The sequence below is a fragment of the Sphingomonas sp. ID1715 genome (assembly GCF_013044515.1).
Classification (GTDB): domain Bacteria; phylum Pseudomonadota; class Alphaproteobacteria; order Sphingomonadales; family Sphingomonadaceae; genus Sphingomonas_B.
Genome location: NZ_JABEPR010000006.1, coordinates 13,330 through 36,094, shown reverse-complemented (window position 1 = coordinate 36,094; position 22,765 = coordinate 13,330). Strand labels below are relative to the sequence as shown.

At 62.9% G+C, this 22,765-nt stretch carries 18 protein-coding genes; 7 read left to right on the top strand and 11 right to left on the bottom strand.

Annotated features, from left to right (window positions below; translation table 11 throughout):
* Nucleotides 1–179: 179 nt before the first annotated feature.
* From HJG53_RS14080 to HJG53_RS14055, 6 genes are all read left to right on the top strand, one after another.
* Nucleotides 180–398 (top strand): sigma factor-like helix-turn-helix DNA-binding protein, encoded by a 219-nt coding sequence (locus HJG53_RS14080; protein WP_171131643.1) that lies wholly within the window; start codon nt 180–182, stop codon nt 396–398.
* Between the two features lie 53 nt (nt 399–451).
* On the top strand, nt 452–1,363 hold the full coding sequence (locus HJG53_RS14075) for a HEPN domain-containing protein (RefSeq protein ID WP_171131641.1): 912 nt from the start codon (nt 452–454) through the stop codon (nt 1,361–1,363).
* A gap of 673 nt (nt 1,364–2,036) precedes the next feature.
* Nucleotides 2,037–2,510: an SgcJ/EcaC family oxidoreductase gene (locus HJG53_RS14070; RefSeq protein WP_171131639.1), complete on the top strand. Its 474-nt coding sequence runs from the start codon at nt 2,037–2,039 to the stop codon at nt 2,508–2,510.
* A 205-nt stretch (nt 2,511–2,715) separates the two neighbouring features.
* Nucleotides 2,716–3,753: a hypothetical protein gene (locus tag HJG53_RS14065; protein WP_171131637.1), complete on the top strand. Its 1,038-nt coding sequence runs from the start codon at nt 2,716–2,718 to the stop codon at nt 3,751–3,753.
* 285 nt (nt 3,754–4,038) lie between these two features.
* On the top strand, nt 4,039–4,698 hold the full coding sequence (locus HJG53_RS14060; RefSeq protein ID WP_171131635.1) for a PEPxxWA-CTERM sorting domain-containing protein: 660 nt from the start codon (nt 4,039–4,041) through the stop codon (nt 4,696–4,698).
* Between the two features lie 211 nt (nt 4,699–4,909).
* Nucleotides 4,910–6,052 (top strand): helix-turn-helix transcriptional regulator, encoded by a 1,143-nt coding sequence (locus HJG53_RS14055; protein ID WP_217352865.1) that lies wholly within the window; start codon nt 4,910–4,912, stop codon nt 6,050–6,052.
* A gap of 268 nt (nt 6,053–6,320) precedes the next feature.
* On the opposite strand, the gene HJG53_RS14050 is transcribed toward HJG53_RS14055, so the two are convergent.
* A complete protein-coding gene (locus HJG53_RS14050) occupies nt 6,321–8,360 on the bottom strand; it encodes a hypothetical protein (protein ID WP_217352864.1) in 2,040 nt (679 codons plus the stop codon).
* Nucleotides 8,361–8,586: 226 nt separating this feature from the next.
* The gene (locus tag HJG53_RS14045) at nt 8,587–9,513 is read right to left on the bottom strand and encodes an S-4TM family putative pore-forming effector (protein WP_217352863.1); all 927 of its coding nucleotides are present in this window, start codon (nt 9,511–9,513) and stop codon (nt 8,587–8,589) included.
* Between the two features lie 211 nt (nt 9,514–9,724).
* Between HJG53_RS14045 and HJG53_RS14040 the strand changes: the two genes are divergently transcribed.
* A complete protein-coding gene (locus HJG53_RS14040) occupies nt 9,725–11,173 on the top strand; it encodes a cyclic GMP-AMP synthase DncV-like nucleotidyltransferase (protein WP_171131628.1) in 1,449 nt (482 codons plus the stop codon).
* Nucleotides 11,174–11,221: 48 nt separating this feature from the next.
* Here the strand turns inward: HJG53_RS14040 and HJG53_RS14035 are convergent, their stop codons facing one another.
* The 9 genes from HJG53_RS14035 to trbC form a co-directional block, all read right to left on the bottom strand.
* Nucleotides 11,222–12,742: a hypothetical protein gene (locus tag HJG53_RS14035; protein WP_171131626.1), complete on the bottom strand. Its 1,521-nt coding sequence runs from the start codon at nt 12,740–12,742 to the stop codon at nt 11,222–11,224.
* A gap of 103 nt (nt 12,743–12,845) precedes the next feature.
* Nucleotides 12,846–12,977 carry a hypothetical protein gene (locus tag HJG53_RS19005; protein ID WP_302477388.1) on the bottom strand — a complete coding sequence of 44 codons (132 nt, stop codon included), beginning with the start codon at nt 12,975–12,977 and terminating at the stop codon, nt 12,846–12,848.
* A gap of 188 nt (nt 12,978–13,165) precedes the next feature.
* Complete coding sequence (locus HJG53_RS14030) at nt 13,166–13,741, bottom strand: PIN domain-containing protein (protein ID WP_171131624.1); 576 nt, start codon at nt 13,739–13,741, stop codon at nt 13,166–13,168.
* A 2-nt stretch (nt 13,742–13,743) separates the two neighbouring features.
* A complete protein-coding gene (locus HJG53_RS14025) occupies nt 13,744–14,247 on the bottom strand; it encodes an excisionase family DNA-binding protein (protein WP_171131622.1) in 504 nt (167 codons plus the stop codon).
* Between the two features lie 928 nt (nt 14,248–15,175).
* Entirely contained in the window at nt 15,176–17,914 is a 2,739-nt protein-coding gene (locus tag HJG53_RS14020; RefSeq protein ID WP_171131620.1) for a conjugal transfer protein TraG N-terminal domain-containing protein, read from the bottom strand.
* A gap of 71 nt (nt 17,915–17,985) precedes the next feature.
* A complete protein-coding gene (locus HJG53_RS14015) occupies nt 17,986–19,335 on the bottom strand; it encodes a conjugal transfer protein TraH (protein WP_171131891.1) in 1,350 nt (449 codons plus the stop codon).
* Nucleotides 19,336–19,498: 163 nt separating this feature from the next.
* Complete coding sequence (locus HJG53_RS14010; RefSeq protein ID WP_254447806.1) at nt 19,499–20,272, bottom strand: conjugal transfer protein TraF; 774 nt, start codon at nt 20,270–20,272, stop codon at nt 19,499–19,501.
* Nucleotides 20,273–20,292: 20 nt separating this feature from the next.
* Nucleotides 20,293–22,017, bottom strand: coding sequence for a conjugal transfer protein TraN (locus tag HJG53_RS14005; protein ID WP_171131616.1), 1,725 nt, complete (start codon nt 22,015–22,017; stop codon nt 20,293–20,295).
* Nucleotides 22,014–22,763, bottom strand: coding sequence for a type-F conjugative transfer system pilin assembly protein TrbC (gene trbC / locus HJG53_RS14000; RefSeq protein ID WP_217352862.1), 750 nt, complete (start codon nt 22,761–22,763; stop codon nt 22,014–22,016). The genes HJG53_RS14005 and trbC overlap by 4 nt, the downstream gene beginning before the upstream one ends.
* Nucleotides 22,764–22,765 lie beyond the last annotated feature (2 nt).

Genomic DNA, 22,765 nt, shown 5'->3' with positions numbered 1-22,765 from the left:
GGCGGCCCCCTGCACCCGCTTCCTCTCAGCGTCGTGCGCTGCGGCGGCTTGTTACTAGCCGGGGCGCCCTTTGCCGCGAGCAGGCTGCCGAGCAGCAACCATGCGCCGATCCCCTCTCGATAGCAGCGACCGAGCAGAGGAAAGGAGGGCGGCGGCAGGCGCACAGCAGGAGCGTCTCCATGACCGACCATCTCCCAATCTTGTCGGACGATCACCTGAAACAGCTGCAGGCGCAAGTTGACGTACTGCCGGCGCTCGAGAGGCAAGCCTTCCTACTCGCCGCCAGTCAACGGCTCACCAGCGAGCAGGTCGCAGAGCGCATGCAGGTTTCCAAGCGGCAAGCTGGTAAACTGATTGCGCGCGCGCTCGCCACGCTAGATGCACGCCTCAACCTCTAACCGGAGCAACTTGGTGCTTGGCAAATGACGCTGTCCTCATCAGCTTGGGCGCCATGAAGTCGGGCCTCGGCCATCTACCAGAGGGCAAACGGCGAGAGCTTGCGCTCGTCGTGGAGGTCCTTCGTGTGGAGTTCGCCCGAGCGATTGCGCTTCGGACCCAGCCGAAATTCCGGAACGGCAAGCTGCTCAAAATCATCCTGTTTGGCAGTTACGCTCGCGGCGACTGGGTTGAAGACCCTGTCGGGCGCTACTTCTCGGACTATGATCTGCTGGTGGTCGTCAATCACGACGAACTGACCGATGTTCCTGAGTTCTGGCTTCAAGCCGAACAACGCCTCACGCAGCTGCTGGGCGACAGCCGCGAGCTGCGCACCCCGGTGAGCCCCATCTATCATAGCCTTGATGACGTGAATGAGAAGCTCCGGCTCGGGCGCTACTTCTTCATGGACATTCTGCGCGAAGGCATCTTGCTGTTCGAAGAGCCTGGCCACCCGTTTGTGGAGCCGCAGCCACTATCCTCGGCGGAGGCACTTCGAGAGACCCGGGCCTATTTTGACGAGTGGTTTAGTATCGCCGATGAATTCCTCGACGGCGTCATATTTCACTCGCAGAAAGGTCATTCTAGACTTGCGGCCTTCAACCTGCATCAAGCAGTTGAGCGCCTTTACCACTGCCTTTTCCTCGTACGGACGCTGTATAGTCCCAAGACCCACAACCTAAACCGGCTAAGGGAACAAGCGGAGAGCCTAGAGCCGGCTCTGAAGGCGATTTGGCCTACTGAAACGAAGTTTGAGAAACGCTGCTACGAGCTTCTTCGCGCAGCGTATGTGAAAGCGCGATACTCGCGGCATTATCGCATCAAACCTGACGAGCTCTCCTGGCTAACTATTCAAGTCACAACGCTACGAGAAGTTGTACGTGCGGCCTGTGAGGCCCGGATAGGAGAGCTCGCCCAAGCAGCATGACGAGCTGATATGGAACATCTGTTCGTCATCGAGACATCGCTCCCGAATAAGGTTCTTCCTTGTAGTTGATGACAGCTCCGCGCCCATCTCCGCCGACCAGCGTAGCGGCTGTACACGTCCGATATTGGCTGCATTTTAGCCATTCAGCGCGCCCAAGCGAAGGCGCAGAATCGGCCGTTCGGCTACGGCGCCGGGCGATGTGCGCGTTTGCAGGCATCCGGTACGCAGTCTCCGGTGCGGCAGCCCTTTTCGTAATAGCCATTTCCCTGTTCGTCGTCATGGCAATGGCGTAAGGTGGCAGAGGCGCCGGTAGCGCCAGTGACTACAGCGTCGCGCACCAGTCGTCCTATCTACCCCGGATAGGCGAGGCAGATCGGTATTTAGCTGCGGGCCGCTGCCCCGTGCAGACCGAACCTGCCGAGCATCACGGCCCTGGAACAGGGCTCAAGCTCTCCGCACCGAGGTCCGGTGTTGTAGTCGATGTATCCATGACCCAGGACCGGGGTTTGCTTGGATGTGACGTTCGCGCTTCGTGAACGGTGCAGTCCACGTCATTGACGAAATAGCCGAGGGTGCTCGCGAAAGAGCGGTTGTGCCGCACTCCAGACATTCAGCATCAGTAACGGCGCTCACGCGACATCGTTGCTGCGCTACCCAAACTCTGGAGATCAATATGCGTATGTTCTCGCCCTGCTGGGCAGTGATTCCGGCTGCAATCGTATTTACTAGCCCTTGCGGCGCAGCCTCGACCGGCGAGATCGCAAGCGCAAAGGTGCGCCAGGCCGCGGCCGCAATGGATGCCGCGTGGGACCGAGCGGATCCTGCCGCTATGGCGGCCCTCTTCGCAGACGAGGCGACAATCCAAGCCGGCCCTAACTCAGTGCTTGAAGGCCGAGCAGCGATACACGCCTTCTTCAAGAGAGATTTCGACACTCGGCCAGCATTACTGCGTCACGTCAGCGAACTTCGTCGGGTCGACATGATTACACCTGACCTTGCTTTGGTGGATAAGGTTGTCCGCATCGAACAGCAGGACAGTGAAGGCCGCTGGGAAGCGCTCCGTACCTTTCTGAACGCTACCATCATGAAACGGGTCACGGGCGTCTGGAAAGTGCGAGCCGTCCGGGCGCATGTGATCCCTAATTAGTACAACGGCGGAACTTCGTCGCCGAAGTTTGAGGGTTGATCGCTCAGTTCAACAGATCGCCAGCCCCCTCGGCCAAGACCGCTGCCAGGCTCAGCGAATGGCCTTCCGGAACCACTGATCAAGTATGCCCAGCCCCGCCGACAAAGAAGCCCTAATCGAGGCGATATATCAGGCTCCGCTGGAACCCGGAGGCCTCAGCATCCTGGTGCCCAGCCTGGAGGCCGCGCTGGGTGCTCGCGTCGGCCTGTTTGTAAAGCGCCAGGAAGGCGTGGGCCTCCTCGCCGGCTGCTCCAGCTCGACGGCCCTGCAGATGGCGGAGTATGGCCTCCATCTGTGGCGCCATGACAGGGCGCTTCATGCGTTGGACGCCGAACGGCCTGGCCAGATAGTCTTGGACACTGATCTCGTCACAGCTGATGAGCGTCGCAAATCCCCCTTCTACAATGACTTTCTGGGGAGCATGGATGCCGAGCGGGGGGTGTACGCGTCCTTCCTGAGTGAAGGCGGGGAGGTCTACTACGTCAGCGGCCAGCGCTCCGCGCGATGCGGCGACTATGAAGAAGACGAGGTGCGGCTGCTGGACGACCTCGTTCCGCACCTGCGACGCAGCTTGCAGACGTGGCGGCATCTCCGTCGCGCCGCCGTGGAGCGGGCGTTGGCGTCGGAGGTGCTCGACCATGCGGGGATGGGCGTCATGCTGGTCAACGCGCGCTCCAAGATGGTTGGCGCGAACTCAACCGCAGAGGCATGCCTCGAAGCGGCCGGTCTAATCATTGAGGACGGCCATATCCGCGCTTGCGACGTCCGCATGGAGCGTCAGCTTCGGCGAGCGATCGCGCTTGCGACGCAGCCGCGGGCTGGCGCCGTTACCGTCGAACTGAGGGCCAGTCACGGCTCGCTGGGCGTTTCGTTGCTCGTTACGCCGTGCCGCCAGCAGCAGCTTACCGGTCGGGAGCCGCTTGCCACATTGCTCCTTCCACGTGTGGGTCAGGCGAGCACGGATCTTGCCAGCTTCGCTCGGGCTCATGGCCTTACTCCAGCCGAGGCGCGCCTGCTGGACGCACTCGCGCGAGGTGAGCGCATCGCCGACTACGCACGTCGCTCGGGAATAAGCCCCACGACCGCCAAGTCGCACCTTCGAGCGCTGTTCGACAAGACTGGGGAGCGCAGGCAAGCGGACCTGATCAGACTAGCGCTGCAGACGGCGCGCTCTAGTATCGAACCAGCGGCAGACCGAAACTAAGCTTCGGTTCCATACCTGATCCGCTTCCCACCCCCGCGACGCGGACGAGGGGTCGGCAGGCGGCGCGTCGCGCACGTGCGCCGGCCGCCGAGAAGCGGGTTATAATGCCACTCGCTCAGGGTACTGATCTGCTGTCCCATTTCGAGGCGACTTCACAAAAAATGAGCCCCCTCCTCCGAACGGACGAGGCGCGCACCTCGGTGCTTCCGCTAGCCCGGCCGAGCAGTCCAACTGCTCAGGGAGTGAAATGTGCAAAAGTTGAGTTCCTTTCATCCGAGGGTCCAGATGACCCTTTCCGCCGCCGCATTGGCGATTGCTGTCGCGTCGTCGGCAGAGGCTGCCACCTATACGGTCTACACCGACCGCGCCGCGTTCCTGGCGGCAGCTGGTCAGGTGGCCAGCGAAGACTTCAACAGCGGCAATCCCGAGAACTTCTTCTTCAGGGAAAGCTCGGTCGACATCGGGGACTTCAGGCTGACCGACGTCCGCTCACCGCAGACCGGTCTGTTCAGCAAGATCGGAGCGACGCCGGTCGGTGGCCAGACGATCGACGGAACCCGCTTCGTCGAGACGTTCGGAGTCAGCGGCGGCGCCCAAGACGCTGGCCTGGTCCTCACTTTCGACAACGCGCTGCGGGCGTTCGGGGCCAACTTCGCGAGCGGTGGGAGCAACAACGTCCAGCTTCGGATTGGCGGGGAAAGCTTCTTCAAGACGAACTTCAGCCTGGGAGGCTTCTTCGGCGTGGTGGCGGACGGCGACTTCAACGACGTCCTGATCACCGCTCCAATAAACACCGGCACGATCGTCGCCTTCGACAACGTGCTCTACGGCAGCGGGGCTGCCGCAGTGCCCGAGCCCGCGAGCTGGGCGATGATGATCGCCGGCTTCGGCATCGCGGGCGCCACCGCTCGATCTCGCCGTGCGCGCGCGCGGGTTCTCGCCTGAGCCTGTCCGTGGAGGTCGCGGGCTCGCGTCGGCGGGCCCGCGGCTTCGCATTGGGCTTGAGTTCTGGTCGTAAGTCTATGGGGCATCCTGTCCGTACGACCGCATTTGAGCTTGAACCCCTGATCGCGCACTTCGTCATCCCTGTCGTGGCTGAGACGACAGGTTTCCGGGACTGCCCCACGGGGGGCTCGGGATGGACAGGGCGACGGGCGTGGGCGGGCGGAGCTTCGAGCAGCTGATTGACGACATCTATGAAGTGCCGCTCGGCGCAGCCGGCTGGAAGGCGCTTGCGCCAGCGCTTCAGGATCATCTGGGTGCCCCGGTGGCAATGTTCCTCGCTCATGGTGCCGACGTCAGGGTCTTAGGTGATGCAGGGCCGGTAAGCGGTGCCGGTATGCTAGACTATGCAGATCACCTCTGGCGCGACGACCGCGGAATGTCGGCGCTGCGATCGGCTCCTGCTGGTGAGATCATCGTGGACAGCAGCCTCATCAGCGATCCGGAGAGGAGGAGATCTGGCTTCTACAACGATCTGCTAGGCGCCCACGGTCTTGATCGGGGTCTCTATGCCTCCATCGCCTCGGGAAGCGAGGGGATGATGTTCATGGCCGCGCAGAGAAGCGCACGCCAAGGCGACTACGACCTTTCTGAAATTCAGGCGCTGCGGCGGCTCTTGCCGCACCTGCGCCGCAGCTACCGAACCTGGCTTCACGTACGGGAGGCGGAACGGCAACGGGGGGCCGTCCTCCAGGCTGCGGATGCGATGGCCGTCGGGGTCGCGCTGGTGGATCAAGACGGGAGGCTCCGATATGCGAACCACGCCGCGGAGCGGGAAATGAGCAGGGGCACTCTCTTGGTGACCAACGGTCGGCTTACGTGCCGTTCCCCATCCTCGGCCAAGGTCCTCGGCGGCGCCATTCGCGCGGCCACACGGGATAAATTGCCAGCGGGTGAGCGCCTCTGTCTCCGTCCGCTGGAGCAGGGCGCGACCTACTTGTCGGTTCTCGTCGTGCCCGTCCGGGACGCGCTAGACCCCGGCTGGCGGCCTGACAGCCTCGCCATGCTGCTGATCAGCCCGAGCGAGCCGCCGGCCGCGAGCGAAGGAAGCCTTCTCCAGACTTACGGCCTCACTGCCGCTGAGGCACGGCTGCTCGCCGCCCTGGTGGGCGGGGAGCGACTGCCGGACTATGCCCGGCGGTGCGGCATAGCGGTCACGACCGCCAAGACGCATCTGAGGGCCCTGTTCGATAAGATCGGTGAGCGCCGCCAATCCGATCTGATCAGACGTGCCAGTTTGGACCCGTTGCTGCGGGCTGCGCCTGCCAAGACCCGAATTGGAGCCCCGCCCCGCTGAAGGTCTTGGCAGCTTGCTTCGCATGCCAGAGATCGACGCGGAGATGATCTATCCGACGGTTGCAAGCCGTGCGACTGCATCGGATCCGCGCCCTTTCCGGACGATCGACGCTGATCTCGGGACTGACCGCTTCGCACAGTTATATCAGCCGTCCAGCGAAGTTTCATAAGTCTCGAGAGCAGACGTTCGTTCCTAATCAAAGTGACAAAGAGGATGGAACGCGGTCGGTCCACTTCGCCGACACTTGGAAGGCTAAACTGCTGTTCGTCTATGATAGATCGGTCGCAGCCTGATTTGGCGGCAAAAAGAAGTGGTCGCTGACAATGCAGCGCACATCATTGCCTTCCGGCCAGCAATACAGCCCGAAGCTCCAGAACAGCCGTTCGACATGACGGCTGAGCGTGGTCACGATCGAGAATTCGAGGATGCCACTTGGGCCGTAACAGGCGGTCAGGTCACGACCGAACACTTCAAGCCAGCGATCAAGCCCGCGGGGCCTCAGTCGCTCCGGCAAATTAGCGCCAGCAAAAGAATCGCCTTCCGTCAGACCATCGCGGTGTCCAAGCCAGTCGGCGGCGTGACCGAGCACAGCCGCAACACATTCGAGCGCACGCTGTGTGGTTGGCCCGATGTCGCTCCCGTCTGCCATTTTCCCGCGGCTGGCAGTAATCTCGCGTTCGGCAAAGTCGAGGCTCTCAAGCACAAGCGCGGCGTATGTCTCTCCCTGATCGGGGGCGATGAAAGCGGCATGCCGAGCAGCCCAATAGCCCGATGGCACCGTGGCTACAGCGAAATGGAACTCGCGCGTCATTGGGTCGGGCATGAAGGTCTTAGTTAGCGCGCCAGCATAGCGAGTGGTGTGAGCGATACCGGCCAGCATTTTTACCAACGTATGCAAACCGAACGAGCGCGTCTCTGCATTTTGCGCGATCCAAGCTTCGGCAATGCCGGCTGCGATCACCAGATGCTCCTTGCGCCTGCCATCACGGCACACCGTGACCGGTTTTGCGACGCCCAAGCCATAGCCAAGCGCGCCACTCGTCACTGGCGGCAACTCCGGGTTTCCGCGGTCAAGCAAAGCAAGAGCTTCGTTGTAGTCGGCAGCGATTGTTAGACCGTCGAGGTCCTGCAGGGGGATCTCGCGCGAGAGCCGCGCCACCACGGCCTGGACGATGTCGGCGATCTCCTTCGCAAGGATGGTGTCACCGAAGTCCGCGAGGCGAACGGAGTAGCTGAAGTTCCCACTGATTCGCTCCTCAGGTTGAACGGGTTCCAGCGCGCAGGTCGTCAGCTTACGAGCCTGTTCGGCCTCCTGGATCGTCTCCTCAATCGTTTGCTCGAGCGCCCTGGCGGGACCAGTGCCGATCTGCTCCACCAGCCCAGTTCCGCCCATCGGCGTCGCGGCAACGAAGAAGCTGTCCGATGCGGCCGCAGCATCGTGGTTGAAACGCGTTGTATCGAAAGTGGCATCGTTGCGCCGCCCGACAAGAATGCGGGTCGGCGCGACCGGCACAACAATCAGCTCTGTATCGGCCCCAGAAGTGAAGAACATTGGCGCGAGTGACTCGCCAGGAGCGCGGGACAAAGCGACTGCGTCCGGCAGGATCAAATCCTCTCCGGCTTCCACCCTCCAGACAAATTGCGACAATTCGCCAACCCATCCGTTATCGGCAAGCGGCCGCGCGAGCGCGCTGGCATGCGCCTCACGGATCCGCACCGCAACGTCGCCGAACGCCCCTACCATGAGCGGAGCCAGGTCATTTGCCGCATTGGCGACAAGTTGGTCTCCAAGTTCGCGAAGCATGAAGGTCATCAACCGCTCCGCAAATGCCGCCGGGATGCCCGTCGGTACGAGTTGAGCCGCGGTGTCGCGGATTGCCCGTATCATTGCCTCGCCGAGCGCAGGCCCGCCAAGCCCGATCATCGCTCCTAACCGGGCAGGATTCGTGAACATTGCGGCGATTTCGTCCTTCAGCCGCGATACGCCCGAGGACAACAGATTGCGCAGATGAGCAGCACGCAGGACAAGATGGACAACAGTTTGGGCCGTCTCGTGAGGATCGATAACGACGCCCGGCGCTGCCTCGCGCAGCGCGCGCACACTCGGCGCCAAATCGCGCTCATAATTCGTTATCGCGTCGTCTAGGGTTGGCGACCCGTCGACGGACTTGCTGGAATAGAACCAATCTTCAACGCCAATGTGACGGATCCCTACCAGCTTGGGCTCGGCCCCGCGACGGTGCAGCCACGCGCGCTCGCCTTCGTCCGCCGGATCGGCAACGAAGCCGCGCTGCAGGAAGCGAGGCACGTAATGTTGTCGTTTTCCCGCCATCGCCGCTGCTCAACCTCTCGGGCACCATCTGATCTATTCATTCGTATGTAATTCGTATGTAATTCGTCCGCTCGTCTCGGTCGCGTATCGGAGTCCCGCCGCAGATTTTCATCGAGCTAGGTGCACGTGCCTATCCCGGGTTTGAACTGATTGACGATCGCGTATGTCATCGACTCGAAGAACGGCATGCGCTGACGCGCGGTTAGGCCCTTGCCTGCCGGGCCTGATATTCAGCTAGAAAGTTGCTCGCAGCGTCGTTCATCTCATCCTCGAGCTGCATCCGCTTGATCCTGTAGAGATAGGGAATGATAAGCGGGCTTGTCGAACGGCGCAGATAAATCGCGTTCTGAAACTCGCGCGATTCCTCTAGGCAGGCATCAGTATCGCAACTTCCGGCCAGCGCTCGATCCCAGAAGCCGCGAGCCTTCTTCATCAGTTCTTCGAGCAAATCGGCGGTGTCGCGCTGGCGGAAATATTCTCGACCAGCCCATGAAAGCAGAGGCGTGGCCGGCGCGAAGGTCAGGATCCAGGCGGTGAAGTTAAGGTCTTGGGCAAGGCCGGCGATCAGCAAGCCGATCACGACGACCGCGACCACCACGATAATGATCGTGCCGAAGCTGCGGCGCAGCTGGCTATCATATCGCAAGTTGGTGCGCTGGCAGACGATGCGACCGAGCGCGAGCGGCAGGTCGCCGGCGGCGACCGGATACCAGTTCAAGATATTGCTGTCGTCGTGGCGCTTGGAGAAGGCGCGCGCGGCGGCACCAATATCCTCTGCCTCTGGCCTCTCGCCGACGACGAAGTTGTTCCACGGCAACTCGAGCACCTGGCAGTCAAACATTTCGCCGAGCTTGGCGGCGTGCTTGATCAGTTTTCTGTATTTCCGGTCGAGCACCACGGTATCGAGCAGGAGCACGATTAATGCTAGCGCGGCGAAATGCGGCCGAAGCCCCGGGTAAAACAGGGTCATGACTGCGCCGGCCACCGGCACTACCACCGTCAGCAGGATCTGAAAGATCAATAGACCCTCCGCGACGCTATACGTCCGCTGGCGCGCGCGCATAAACTTCAGGGTCGCGTCCTCATTCTGGCGCATTGGGATGGCGTTCGTCGACATGGCGTCAGCCATAGGCTGGGAAATAACCGGGCAATAGCAGCGACCACTAACCGAGCGCCGAAATGATATCGCCCGGACTAGCTAAAATTTCCGCTTCGCGTGCGCGGCTGGCTGCCCGTTGAGCCGGTAATCCCGGATACGAACTTCGGGTCTCCTGAAGCCTTGTGCTTCAGCTAACCACCCCCATCTACGTGAAACAAAGGCAGAACGGGGGCGGCGGCCGATGGCGAAACTGGTCAGTCAGTTTGGAGACTTTCTTCGCGATACGGTCAATCTCAATCAGTCCCGTATCGACAGCCTGGAAAGCAACGTAGAAGCGTTGCAGCGCTTTATTCGGCAATGCACCTGGGAGCCCACTATACGCGGCTTCGAGGAGCAGGGGTCGTGGGCGCACGATACGATCATCAAACCGGTCGATAGCGGCGAGTTTGATGCCGATCTTTTGGTTATTGTCGACCCCGTCGAAGATTGGACTGCTGGCGAGTATGTCCGCTCGCTGGGGAAGGTGTTTGCCGACAGCGCAACCTATGCCGATAAGGCCAAAACCTGGGACTATTGCGTCACGGTCACCTATGCCGGCGAACGCAAGGTAGACATTGCACCTTGCGTGCGCGGCCGGCTTTTCGAAGGCAGTCTCGAGGTCTGCAATCGGACGACCGACAGCTTTGAACGCAGCGAGCCGATTGAGTATACCAAATGGCTGCGCGAACGAAATGCGCTGTCAGGTTCGAACTCGTTCCGAAAGGTTACCCGGCTGCTCAAGTATTTGCGCGATATTAAAACGACTTTCACTTGCCCTTCGGTGCTGCTGACCACCTTGTTGGGCAAGCAGATCGAGTGGTTCGACAAGGATTCGGCCGACTTCGCCGATGTTCCGACGACGCTACGGACCGTGATCGGGCGTTTGGACGACTGGCTGCAGGGGCGACCGACTAAGCCGCGCGTTGAAAATCCGAAACTGCCTTCAGAGGACTTCGCGGCGGGCTGGACCGATGTCCAATATTCCAACTTCCGCGCCTTCATTGCCAGATATCGTGGATGGATTGACGAGGCATACGAGGAAGAAGATCGGGATGCGAGCATCAAGGCTTGGCGTCGAGTATTCGGCGACGAATTCGCCAAGAGCCACGTCATTAGGGCCACAGCGCGTGTCGACGAAGGGGTCAGCCTGGTAGCCTCACTGCTAACGTCGACCGCCCATCATGCCGATGGCATCGTTGATCTCGTCAAGCGACTTGGCGTGTCGATCCTGCCGTCCTGGTTCAACCAGCCGCCGCACATGCAGTCGCCGCCTTGGCCGGCAGTTGGAACGCTTTCCACCAATGTGCAGATATTGGCTAATTGGCAGGCTTCGCAACATGCCGCGTCCAAGCGACCTGTGCAGCGCGACGACACATTGCCGCGCCATGGGGGTATCTGGTTTGATCTCACGATCAATCACGGCGACACATTGCCGAGCGGCTACCGTGTGCAATGGCGTGTGACGAACACCGGCGTCATGGCGATGGCGCTCAAGCAAGGCCGCGGCGGATTCTACCCGCCAACTTCGGGCAATAGGCGGTGGGAGTCGCTTCAATATCGCGGCGTCCACATTGTCGAAGCGTTCGTCATCCGCCGCTCGGATGACGTGCTTGTCGCTAAGAGCCCACCCTTCAATGTCATCATCGAATAAGGCTAGAGGCTATTGTCCGTCGCCCTGAGAAGATGCAGGGTCTCCGCGCTAGCCTTCAGCATCCCAGAGTGCATCCCAGCCACCCGCCTGCTTGATCGCCCGGGTGATCCGGCCGACAATAAAGACGGCCTCGGCGAGTTGGACCGGGTCTATCGGCCGCGAATGCATTACCGGCCTGCGGATGGCATTCAGTCGCGAAAGGTCGACGCGCAGCGCCTCGGCCGACTGCAGCGTCGGCTCGAACAAGGGCCAGTTGTTGCGCTGGGTAATGATCGTGACGAGGTCACCCAGATCAATGAAGTGCAAGGGGTCATGGGCCGCTTCCCCGGCGCTGCGAGCCTCGTCTTTACGGGTCTGTGCTCGGCGCGCGATCTCACCCGGGACACGCTGCTTGAACCAGCTTTGCTCGGCGAGACCCGCGGCGGCTTGCGCGTCGGCGAGCGCCCGCGCGACGAAGGCGCGCATTGCGGTCTCGAACGCGGTGATCAGGCGATAGGCGCCGACCCGGGGCTGGCCTGCGGTGACGCGGACCTGCAAGGGGCCGGCTTCGATCATCGCGACCATGATGCCATGATGTCGCTCTCCGGCCACGACGCCGGCTTCGACCATCACTTCCACGGCGGCCTTGCTGTCGATCTCGACCAGCCCAGTATCGACCTCGGCACGACGGTAGTGCTCGCGCCGAACCTCGCGGTCCCGCCAGAAGGATCGAGGCAGGTCGGGGCGCGTGCGCCAGCTGCCCAGGAGCGCCGCCATGCTCGCATCCGACTCCCGGCTGAAGGCTCCGACGGCAGACACCGAGCCGGCGAACAGCGCCATGCGCTCGGCGGTCCGACCGAGCCCTTCGTGCATGCCGAGCAGCGCCTCGAACTCACGGGACGGCCTGAGCGCTTCCTGCGCGGCGGAGAAGCCGGCCGCCAGCTCCGAGATCTTGTCGAACTTGAAGTTTCGCGCCGCATTCGACCCGACCAGCAGGTCTAGCTTCCCGTGGGAGAGCCCGCCGATCCGCTCCGTCCAGCGCGCACTGCGCGCGATCTCGGATGCGCGCATCTTGTCGAGCGCACCAAAGGCGGACAGCCGCTCACCCCAGGGCGGCGCCTTGAACATGCTCGGGTCCAGGCCGACTGGCAGCCGCTCGCCGACCAGGCCAGCAACGCCGAACTGCGTCAAAGCCCTCTCAACAGCCGTTCGATCCTTTGACAGGGCAAGCATCTTACTTACCGTGTCGTCGAGGCCCACCCCGATCCCGGCGCGCCCGAGCGCATCGGCGACGGACGAAAGCGAGCCTAGCTGAGTGAGCTGGTCGCGCACGCTGGCCGTCAGGCCCAGTCGCTCGGCGAACGGCTTGCCGATGCCGAGTTGCCGCATCGCATCGGTCACGCTCGACTCGAGGCCCAGCGCCCGCCTTGCGACATCTTGCGCTGCGGTAAGCTGGTCGCTTGCCCGCGCAGCCTGGCGCAACGCACCGCCAACGCTCCCGCCGCGAGCGGCCTCATCGATCGCTGTCGATGCGATCGAGCCGCGCGCCGCTGCCTCAGCCGCTGTCGGCCGATCCGCTGAACCTGCCATTCCGCTGCTCTTCCTCGAAGGTTGTCCTGCCGGGCGCTTCGGACCGGTCGACAGGGGTCTGTAGAAGAAGGGCCGGCAGCATTCGCTGCCGACCCCCACGCTCTCACTTCCAGTCAGGACGCTTGATGCGTTCGTGCTCGGTCAGGTGCGGATAGCGCTCCGCATATCCTTCCTTCACGAATCGCCCGGAAACCGAGCTCCGGTGCGCTTCCTGGATCGGGACCTTCTTCGACATGCTACTACTCCATTTGGCTTCCCGCCTGCGTACAGGTGGGAAGCGGGGAGCAGCCCTTAACTTGTGTACAAGCCGAGCCGTGCTATGCCGCACGGGTGTATGCCTCTGGCTGTACGCACTCCCGTCCGGGGGCTGCGTTCCGTACGAGGATTCCTGCGGGCGCGGCTTTCGGGTCGCGCCCGATTTCTTCATAGCAACTCCTTGTGCGCGCTGAGCCGCCCGTGGGCCTGGATCAACCCAGCCGCCTTGTAGCGCTCAAGATACTCCTCGGAGCTGGGGCTCGACCGGGTCATGGCGGCGCGGTGGCGCTTGCAGGCGGCCACCGCCCGGCTCGGATGCAGGTCGATGATGTTGACGATGAAGTCGTCGGGATGGACGACCTCCATCTTGAATGGTGCGACCTTCTCGGCGGGGAAGTGCTTCAGGTTGGCGGTGATCACGCCGTGGCACCGGCCGACGATGGCTGCGGCAAGCACGTGGCGGTCGGCTTGGTCAGGCAGGTCCAGGACGTCGGCGATCGCCTCGTAGCCGGTGATCTCGGCATCGGCGAACTGCTCGGTCATGATGGCCTGCATTTCGTCGAGCTTGGCATCGGTGATGTCGCCATGACGGCGCTGCACGCTGCGGCGCCATTCGGCAAGAATGTCCGGCGACCAGGCCGGCCGATACAGGCGCTCCTCTGCGAACCATAGCATCGCCCCGCGCAAGAAGGCGGGATGAAGTACGTTCGCGTCGAGCAGCGCAAGGTATCTGCCGATCAGCATGCCTAGTCCCTGGTCCCGACCTGCTCGTCGTCATAAAGGCCGAGCTCCTCGTCGAGGGCGACCATGCGGCCGAGCGCCTGGCGGCGAGAGAAGATCGTCTTGTCGCGATAGGCGAGCACAGCCTTGGCCGGGAGCTTCCGGTGCGTGCCGACCATGCGATACGGCAGCTCCTCGCGCTCGAGAAGCTTGATCAGGTGCGGCCGCGAGATGTTGAGCAAGTCGGCAGCCTGCTGCGTGGTCAGCTCAGCGGTGACCGGCACGACGGCAACGGCGTTGCCATTGCCCATCTCGACGAGCATGTTGACGATGACCCTGAAGATATTGGCCGGCAGGCTAATCGGCTCAGCCGGCTCGGTCGTCTCGCCGTCTTCCCGGCGCGCGACGAAACTGAGCGGGCGATTGCCTCGGTTAAGCTGCGAGAGCTGGCGCGCGGCAATCCGGGCCGCATCGATCTCCTCGACACTCGGCTCGTGAACCTCTTCCAGGTTGATGGCTAGTGCGGACATATCTGCTCACTCCCAAGGACAAATTGATATAACCAATAAACGAAACAAACGCAATATCCGCAGCAAACGAAATGCTGTCTCCCAAGTTAGTGTAAATCCGGCCTGGCTCTGCTAAAGCGATATCGGGCCTCAGGAGCTCAACCCCTCGGCGGCGCGACAAAACAGGGGATCGCTAGCATAGACCTGAACGATCGCGTTCCGCCGTATACCTCTGCGGCACAGAGGCGCAGCGAGCCCACGCCGGCCGCTTTCGAGAGGTCGTATTGCGGCGTCGATCGCGCGGCCGCAGCGTAGATCGGAGCGCAGACGCGGCGCTGAGGGACCTTAAGGCAGTTCCGTCAGCTCACCGCCCTCGCTCTCACATAGTCAGGTCCGTCGCTGCCTGATTAGACGGCAGCTTTGCGGACGATCTCTCAGCCGGCCGAGTGACCGCACTTGCCGCCCGATCGGAAATCAGCTGGCGGTTTAATGAACGGCTTGGAAGGGCGCCTAGCAGAAGCAGGGTGGCGGCCGACCGGATTGGCTTGGAGGGCGCTCCTCTGACAACCAACAGAACCGCTGGAGACTTCTATATCTTGAGGAGAGGTATACGGATTAGATTAGCGATCTTCGGCTCGCGGTATCAGCTCTGAATATGTACAATGTTACTAGGACGGCATGATCATGGTAGACACGGACAATTTCACAGGGGCTGAGCAGCATAGGCAAAGGCTGCTCACGCTTGAGCATGCTGAAGAGTCTCACTGGCAACGTTCGCTCCAAGACGAACGAAACTTTCCGTCAGATCGCACGGGAGTTTACCCCAGCCCTGAGGCCGAAAGCCTTCCTCTGAGCGACAAGACTCCACGGAGTCCTTGGCTTGTTCTTCTCCTTCTTGTTAGTTTCATCACGATTTGGGCGCTAGCTTTGTCAAACTGAGATCTGTCAATCAGTTCCGATCCTTGTTTGAGGTGAACCCTCTTGTTGCTGATTTGTGCTCGTCACGGCGAGTATCGCGCTCAGAACCAACGAGGTGAGCCCCTTCTTCCTTTGCGCGTGCGACCTCGTCTTCTAAGGCTACGGCAGCTTCCCGGATACTCCGCGTGTCCAAATTCGGAACCTGAATTGGAGTAAAAGCACCGTTCTGTCGTACATCGTCCGCCCCCTCAATCGAGGGTTGTGAAATCCCGTCGGGCACCGGCGAAGCAAGGCGAAGCTCTACATTCTCGCGCATCCGCTGTCCCGCTTGCTCCACATACTTCCGTAGCAGCTGATTGCGTTCGCCGGCGACCGCAACATCATCGCTGTGCCAGTGGCCCGCATTGGCTGGGTCGAACTCCCGATAGACCAGAGGAGTATTGGCAATTTCGGCTCGTGCGAAGTCCAGGAAGGCGTCGCTCGTGTTGAGCGTGCCAACGCTTCCCTCCCCTTCCCTAGACGACCAGCTTGCCTCCAGCCGCCGGGCCTCTTCAAAAAAGCGCCTCGCCTCGCGACTGTAGCTCTGAGCGTCCGTCACGCTCGAACTTATGCCGGAAGCACTGCTGGCGATGTCCGATCGAGAGCTTGTCGCAATCGAACGCTCGAAGGCGCCTCTGCTGTCCGACCACTCGCGACTAACGGACCATTGCTCCAGCGCGTCTTGCAGCCTTGCGGCCTCGCGCGACTGCGAAATGGACTCGCTATCCGTCGTTCTTCGAGAAATCCCTGCAGTTCCACTTGCGGAAAAACTTCCAGACAGGGCTGCCCCTCCCACTGAAGCTCGACCACCGAGGCTAGCCGAGCCGCTGACGAACTTCTCGATTGCAAGTGCGTCCGCGACATCTTCCCTCAGCCCAAAACGCGATTGGAGCATTCGAGAGGCCTGATCGACATCACGGAAGCTGCTGGAGATGGCCGCACGCGCGTCAGTGCCATAGCTGTTCGCGACCGACTGATCGGTGGTGATTGCGCGCCTCAGTTCTTGGAAACGGCTTACAGCGTTGCTGATGCTCTCGCTCGCCTGGTTGGACAGCGTCTCGCCGCGGGTGCGGGTCTCGCTTGCAACCCGGGCGGCCTCAGTGGCCACCGATTGCGTCACCTGCGGCGCGAAGGGCAGCTTGGAAACGGGGACATCGAGCGTGCTGTTGGCGGGGAAGGTCGTCGTCGCTGTGCCGGTCTCATTGAAGCCGCGGGTCTGCGCCGCACCGAATGTGAAGCTCGGCGCCTGGCTCCATTGGTCGTGCTGGCGGGTCTGCACCGTCTGATTGTCGAAGCTGACATTGCCGACGCCGATGTTGCCCGTCGAGGCCTCGCGCGCCGCCTCTTCCGCGGCGTTTTGCGAGGGATTGAGATAGCTGGTGGCGTGGCTGGAGATGGCCATGGCGCCCTTGGCGATGCCGCCGGCCAGAAACGGTATGGAGGCCACGAGATAGCCGGCGAGCAGGCCGATATCGTCGTTGACGTCCCGCATGCCCGTGAAGCTCGCTAGCGTGAGCCCGTTCGAGCCGCCGGCGGCCGCCAGCTCCCCGGCCCCTTTCAGCATCAAGATCATATGCAGGACCACGTAGAGCGGACCCCAGGCTGCCAGGTAGAAGAAGCCCGTCAGATAGCCTTTCAGCGCGACGGGACCGCTCTTCGGCATCAGGAAGAGCGGGAAGAGCACCGGAAACAGGGCATAAAATACGACCGTCAGGACGATGTTGAGGATCGGCACCCACTTCATGGCCGAGTGTGCGATCGAGCCATAGGTTCTGCGCGTCTGGATCTCGGCCCGGGTCTGGGCATAGACATCGACCTGGCCGGTGCCGGACGCGCCCGCCATTCCGTGCATCGCCTGCCCCATCGCGTTGACCACAAGGCTTTGCTTGAGGATGTCGCTGGCGGACGCCGAGATGCCCGTCAAATAGCGATAAGCGACCGGCAGATCGGCAAAGAGCTTCGCCTTGGCCAGCTCGGCGCTCTGCTTGGGATAGAGCTGCCGGCCGAAGACCCGGCCGAGATCGTCCGTCATCGCCGTCCATTGGCTGCTCAGCCGCGCATAAGCATCCCGGCAGGTCTCGATCGTCGAGCTGACCTGGCCTGAGCCGTCTCGCGTCAGAAAGCGTTGTGCGCGGGCCTGGCTGCCCGGTCCGATCACCGTCCAGATGTCGTTCGCGTTGGCGAGCGTCTCCATGGACGTGCGGCCGAGCAGCACATCATAGAAGACGCACTGACGGAAATGCTCGTCCAGATTGGCCGCGAACTCGGGATCGCGGATGCGCAGCGACTGGGTCGCCTCGAAAAGACGCGACCCGTAAATCATGCCGTTCCGGCTATAATTGAGGTCGCCCGGAAGGCCGAAGACCAGCTCGGACGAGCGCACCAGATAGTCGCCGACCTGGCTGGTGAAGCTCGCCATTAGCGCCAGGCCCATCGGCACATTGGCGACCTGCGCCGGCGCAAGCCCGGGATTGATGCGGTCGGTGACGTGCACGTCCATGCGCGGCACCATCAGCACCATGTACATGAGCGTCGCCTGCAGGAACCAGTTCAGCCAGGCGCGCCAGTCTGCATTGAACGCGACGATCAGCACCGCATAGCCGAGCCCCATCACCATCACGACCTGGATGAGGCTCTTATACCCGCCCGACCCGGTCCAGGCGGCGACCGCGTTTAACACGTTGACGACATATTCGCCGCCGCCGACCGTGAAGAGCTCGACTGTGCTCATGGGCTATCGTCCGCTCGAAGAGCATCGCCCGTCGGTCGCGGCCCTGCGGCCGCGCCGGCCGGGCGAAGCCATCAGTTCAATCCGCGATTGTTGACGGCTCGCGACCAGTCGAGTGAGGCCGCCATGCCGGGGCTCATCGAGGCCGCGAGCACATTTTCCAGGAACTGCGTCTTCTGGATGATCTGCATGATCGCGGTCACCCGCGCCTGGGTCGTCTGCTGCCGATCGGCGAGTGCAGTTCGCGCAACATTGATCTGCGCCGTCCATTGGGCGAGCTTCGCTTCATCGGCCGCGATAAAGCTCGCCTTGGACTTGCCGACTTCGCTGACCAGCTGGTCGAGAATGGCGTGGAGCAGGTCAATGGACGCGATCTCGGCCAGGGTCGCGCGGTCATCTGCCGACAGCCCGCGGGCATAGGCAGCCTGCACGGTCAGGATTTTGTAAAGCGGGATGGAGGCGAGCTGAAGCAGCTCCTTCTGCTCGGCCGTGATCGCCGTGTCCGCGCGGATGGCCGCCACCATGCCGTCGATCAGCGCCGTCACGCGCGGCCGGATGGCTTTCGCCTGCGGCACGCTCAGGGACGTCAGCGTCGGCGACAGGCACTTGTCCTCCGAGTCGCAGCGATACACCTGCACCTGTCCGGCGCTGGCGCCATCGAGGAGCGCGGTAACGAGTGTCGACGAGGTGTCGCCCGCGATCGGCTGGAAGCGTCCGGGATCGCTGTCGGTCGGCGGCACGTAGATGATCGTGCCGACCATGGTCATGACATATTCGGCGAGCTCTCGGTCGAAGCTGCCGCCGGCGTTGAAGAACCTGGAGGCTTTCAGCACCGTCCAGGTATAGTTGCGAGGGACGGCCGAGTTGACCGCATCCCATTTCGCCGGATCGCCCCGGCCAAGCGTGGACGCCCGCTCGCCGCGATTGCCGCAGCCATGCTTGGCGGCGGCATAGTCCGAGAAGATGCCCTCCGAGTTGCCGATCGCCTCGCAGATCGCCTTGTCGGCCAGATCGCCCTTAGGCCAAAGTGAGCCCACCAGCCCTTGCGCCGTCTCGCAGCTCGAGATGTTCAAAGAGTTCATCATCTGCGCCTTTTGCGCAAACTCATCCATGACCTTCGAACATTCCGGGCAGACGGTGTCGATCGCAAGCTTGAAGGCGAAGCCGACCGCATTGTTCGCGACCGCCTTCAGCATGGCGACGATCTCCGCGGCGTTGATGAAGGAAAAGGACCCGGCAAACAGGTCGATGCCGCCACAGCCCGCACGGGCGGACGGCAACTGAAGGTTCACGAGATTGGTCGTCTTCTGGGGAAAGCGGGTCCAGACATTGCCAAGGCTGTAATAGCCCGCCGATTGCCCCTGAAAGGCGCTCGGGCCGGTCACATTGGCGGCACCGCCGGCATCGCGCATGAAGTCGTCCATCGCGCTCGCCACGCTCGCCTGGGCTGTCGCAGGCGGCGTGACGACCGGGAGCAGGCTCGCAAGAGCGATTGCGGCACGGAGCCGCGGTCGACGACCGCGTTTCCGGCGCGACTCGGGAGTCGCTGGCTTGGGGGTGTGGCTCTCGTCCACCACTTGGGCGCGCTTAATAGTCACTGCCGGCCTCTCGCTGCGTGAGGAGAAAGATGCGGTCCATCAGCTCGTCGGCGGCGATGATGCCGTAGCCGATCGGGATGGCTTTTTTGGTCTGGCTGTCGAACAGCACTACGGCAGGGGTGATCCGGGCGGTCAGGCCCATAGCCGCGCGCTGGTTGGTCTCGACCGTATAGCGAGGAAAGGTCTCCGATGGGCCGCCATCGGTCGAGATGGCGCGCACCGTCAGGCGGTGCGTGTCCGCCACCGCCTTCACGATCGGCGACATGACGCGGCAGGCGCCGCAATCCTGCGCAAAGAAGTAGAACAGGCCGTAGCGCGTGCCGAGCTGGTCCAGCGCCCGCGCCCGCTCGCCCTTGCGCTGGTCGAGCCATTGCTGCTTCGCGACCGTCCCCACCGGCCGCTCGAGCGTATAATCGAGCTCGGGCGTCTGCCAGATCGCGCGCTGCCAGACATCGCCGAACAGGCTTGCCCGGTCGAGCTGCGCGCGCTGGAAGCGGATATAGGCGGTGACGTTAGCAGGCGTCGGATCGAGGATCGCCCTCGCCTTCAGCTCCCGCAGCTCCGCAGTGATGGCCTCGAGCTGCTCGACCGCTTTCGCCTGCGCTTCGGCAACCTTGGCAGGCGGCGCCTCCGGCCGTTCGCAGTAGAACCAGGTGCCGAGCCGGCGCTCGCGGCAGTAAAAGGCATCGCCCTGCTGGCCGTTCGCTTGAGCGGTCCGCCCGGCTTCGCCCTGTTGGATTGGCACCACCTCCGCGGCCAGCATGGCGAGGAGCAGCAACACCGTCATTTGCGAGGTCCGTTCAGGGCATAGAAGTCTTCGATCTTCTGCTGGATCTCGGCGACGGTGCTCAGCTCGTCCGGGAGCTTCGCCGCGTCCTGGAACTCGGCGAAGATCTCGGAGAAATCCATGCGGCTGAGATCAAGCCGGGCGAACTCATCGATGGTAAAGCCGCGGCAGGTCTCGCGCTTGGGCTTGTCCCAGCCAAGACCCAGCTGCGGCCGACCCTGCTCCTGGAGGATGCGGCTCAGCTTCGACTCGAAACAGCAATAGGCCTTACGCTTGGTCACGCAGACGCCGAGCACACTGTCCGAACAATAGCTGCCCACATAGGAGCACAGGCCTTGTGCGTCCCGCTGGTGGAGGAGGATCTCCTCGCGGCTGCAGCCGAGCACCACCAGCAGCTGACCATAGGGGATCAGGGGAAAGGCCTTGCCGGCGCAGCAGTTGAGAAGGCCGAACACGGCCTTCTTGCAGGTCTGGCGCTCGCCCTTGAACAGGCTCAATGTGCTCTCGTCGAACTCGAGCCCCGCTTGCTTGGCCGCGTTCAAGGCAATCGCCGCCTGGCCGAACTCGGCATTGGCTTGGCGGTCGATCGTCTCACACTCACCGCCGATGCAGTAGATATCGCCGTCGCAAATATACTGCCTGGTGGCTTCCCGATCTGGAAGCGGGCAGCGGTAGACACGCTCCCAGGTCGGACAGGGGTCTTCCTCGGTCAGGCACTCCTGGCGAACGAAGCTGCAGGCGCGATTGGCTTCCAGCTCCCCGCAATCCTGCGCCGCGCCTTTTCGATTGCATTCAAAGGTTCGCGACCAGGCCCAGCATGGCCGGGTGACAGCGACACCGTCGATGACGCGGGTGACCGGATCGCTGGAGGTGCAGGTCTCGGGCGACCCGGTGCAGGCGGCGTCGCCTGCGAGCCCGGCGCATGCACTCTCGTCGCGCGCTTCGTTGAGGGCCACGCTCTGTTCCGTGCCCAGCAGCGTGCCACCGGGAGCCTGGCCGGCGCACAGAAGTTCGGACACCGGTTCGCCAGGCTCGGTGCAGTTCTGCGGCGTGCCCTGCAGGCAGCGCCCCGGATGCGTGCCCGTCAGCTCGCAGCCGGCCGGATAGATCAGACTGCAATCGTCGACCCCGTTCCGCTCCCAATCAAAGTCGCTGCACCAATAGCGGTAGCGTGTGGTGCGCGTGACGCTCACATTGAGAGGAATGGTGCAGCTCTCGACCGACTGGGACAGCGCGACGCCGCTGTTACAGGTGGCTTCATAGAAGCCAGCGCCGCTCACCGATGGCGGCAGCTCGCGACAGCTTCCCTGGCCGCCGTCAATCCCCATGCCCGTGACGAAGGTCGCGGGCTCATCGGAGATGGCCTGCGACCGTGCAATCGTCGCCTCGATGTCGATGGGCGCAATCCGCGGCCGGTTGCCGATCGACGAGCGCACCGCGCGATAGCCCTCGTTCGTTGCGGCGGCGGCCGCCGACTGGGCGCCTATGGCGTCAGGGTTGTCGAACAGTGACGATTGCGGCGCCGTGTTCGAGAAGTGCGGCACGGCGTCGGCGGTGGGGGCCGTGCGCGCAGCCGCCTGCGCTTTGCCGGCGATCGCGTTCGCAAAGCTCTTGCCATCCGCCTTGGCGGCACCGGGGGTTTGGCTCGCCGCAATCGTCTCGATCCCGCCCATCAGCCCGAGGACGATCACGAGGATGATCAGGAGATGGCGCGGGATCATGGGCGCCTCCTCACGCGATCGGCATAAATGCGGGCCACATCCGCGGCGGGGCCATCGCCTCCGGCGAGAGTCGTCAGGACATAATCGAGCGTCAGGTTGCCAGCGATCCGATCATGCGGCGGCAGGGCGGTTCGGCAGTTGAAGCCGTCGCACAGATCGAATCCGGTCGTGGTCACGACATAGGTGGGAACGACCTGGACGTTGAACGCTCGGAACAGGCGCGGGTCGATTCCGATGCTCGCATTAGGTGTGCCCTCGGGCATCAGCGTCGCGATGCCCGCAGTAAACCGCCTGGCGCTGTTCGCGGGGAAACCCCTGAAGACGATGACGCCGCCCACGCGGCTCACATCCGCGATCATCTGACGGAGCGCCGGCTGCGGCATGGAGAGGCTTGCAAAGGCGATCAGGCGCGGCAGGTCCTGCGCGTCGCTCTCCGCCCGGGCGCCTGCGCTCGCCACCATCGCATCGAAGTCGAAGGAACCCGAAGGGGCAGACGATCGCGCCTCGCCGCTCAGCTTAGCCTGACCGGCCCGAGCCTGCGCCGCGAGTTCGGCGGCTTCCGCCTTGAAGCGATCGCCGCGGCGCGCGATTGTCTCCTCGAACTGTGCCGCTGCGCCGGGATCGAGCCGGGCACGCTCGCGCACACGCTCGAGGTCCAAGCCATCCACCGTCTGCGCGCCAAGCCCGGTGCCCAGCGCCAGCACGGCCCCGATCGTCGCCGCGACACCGGTCACGATCAATGTCACCG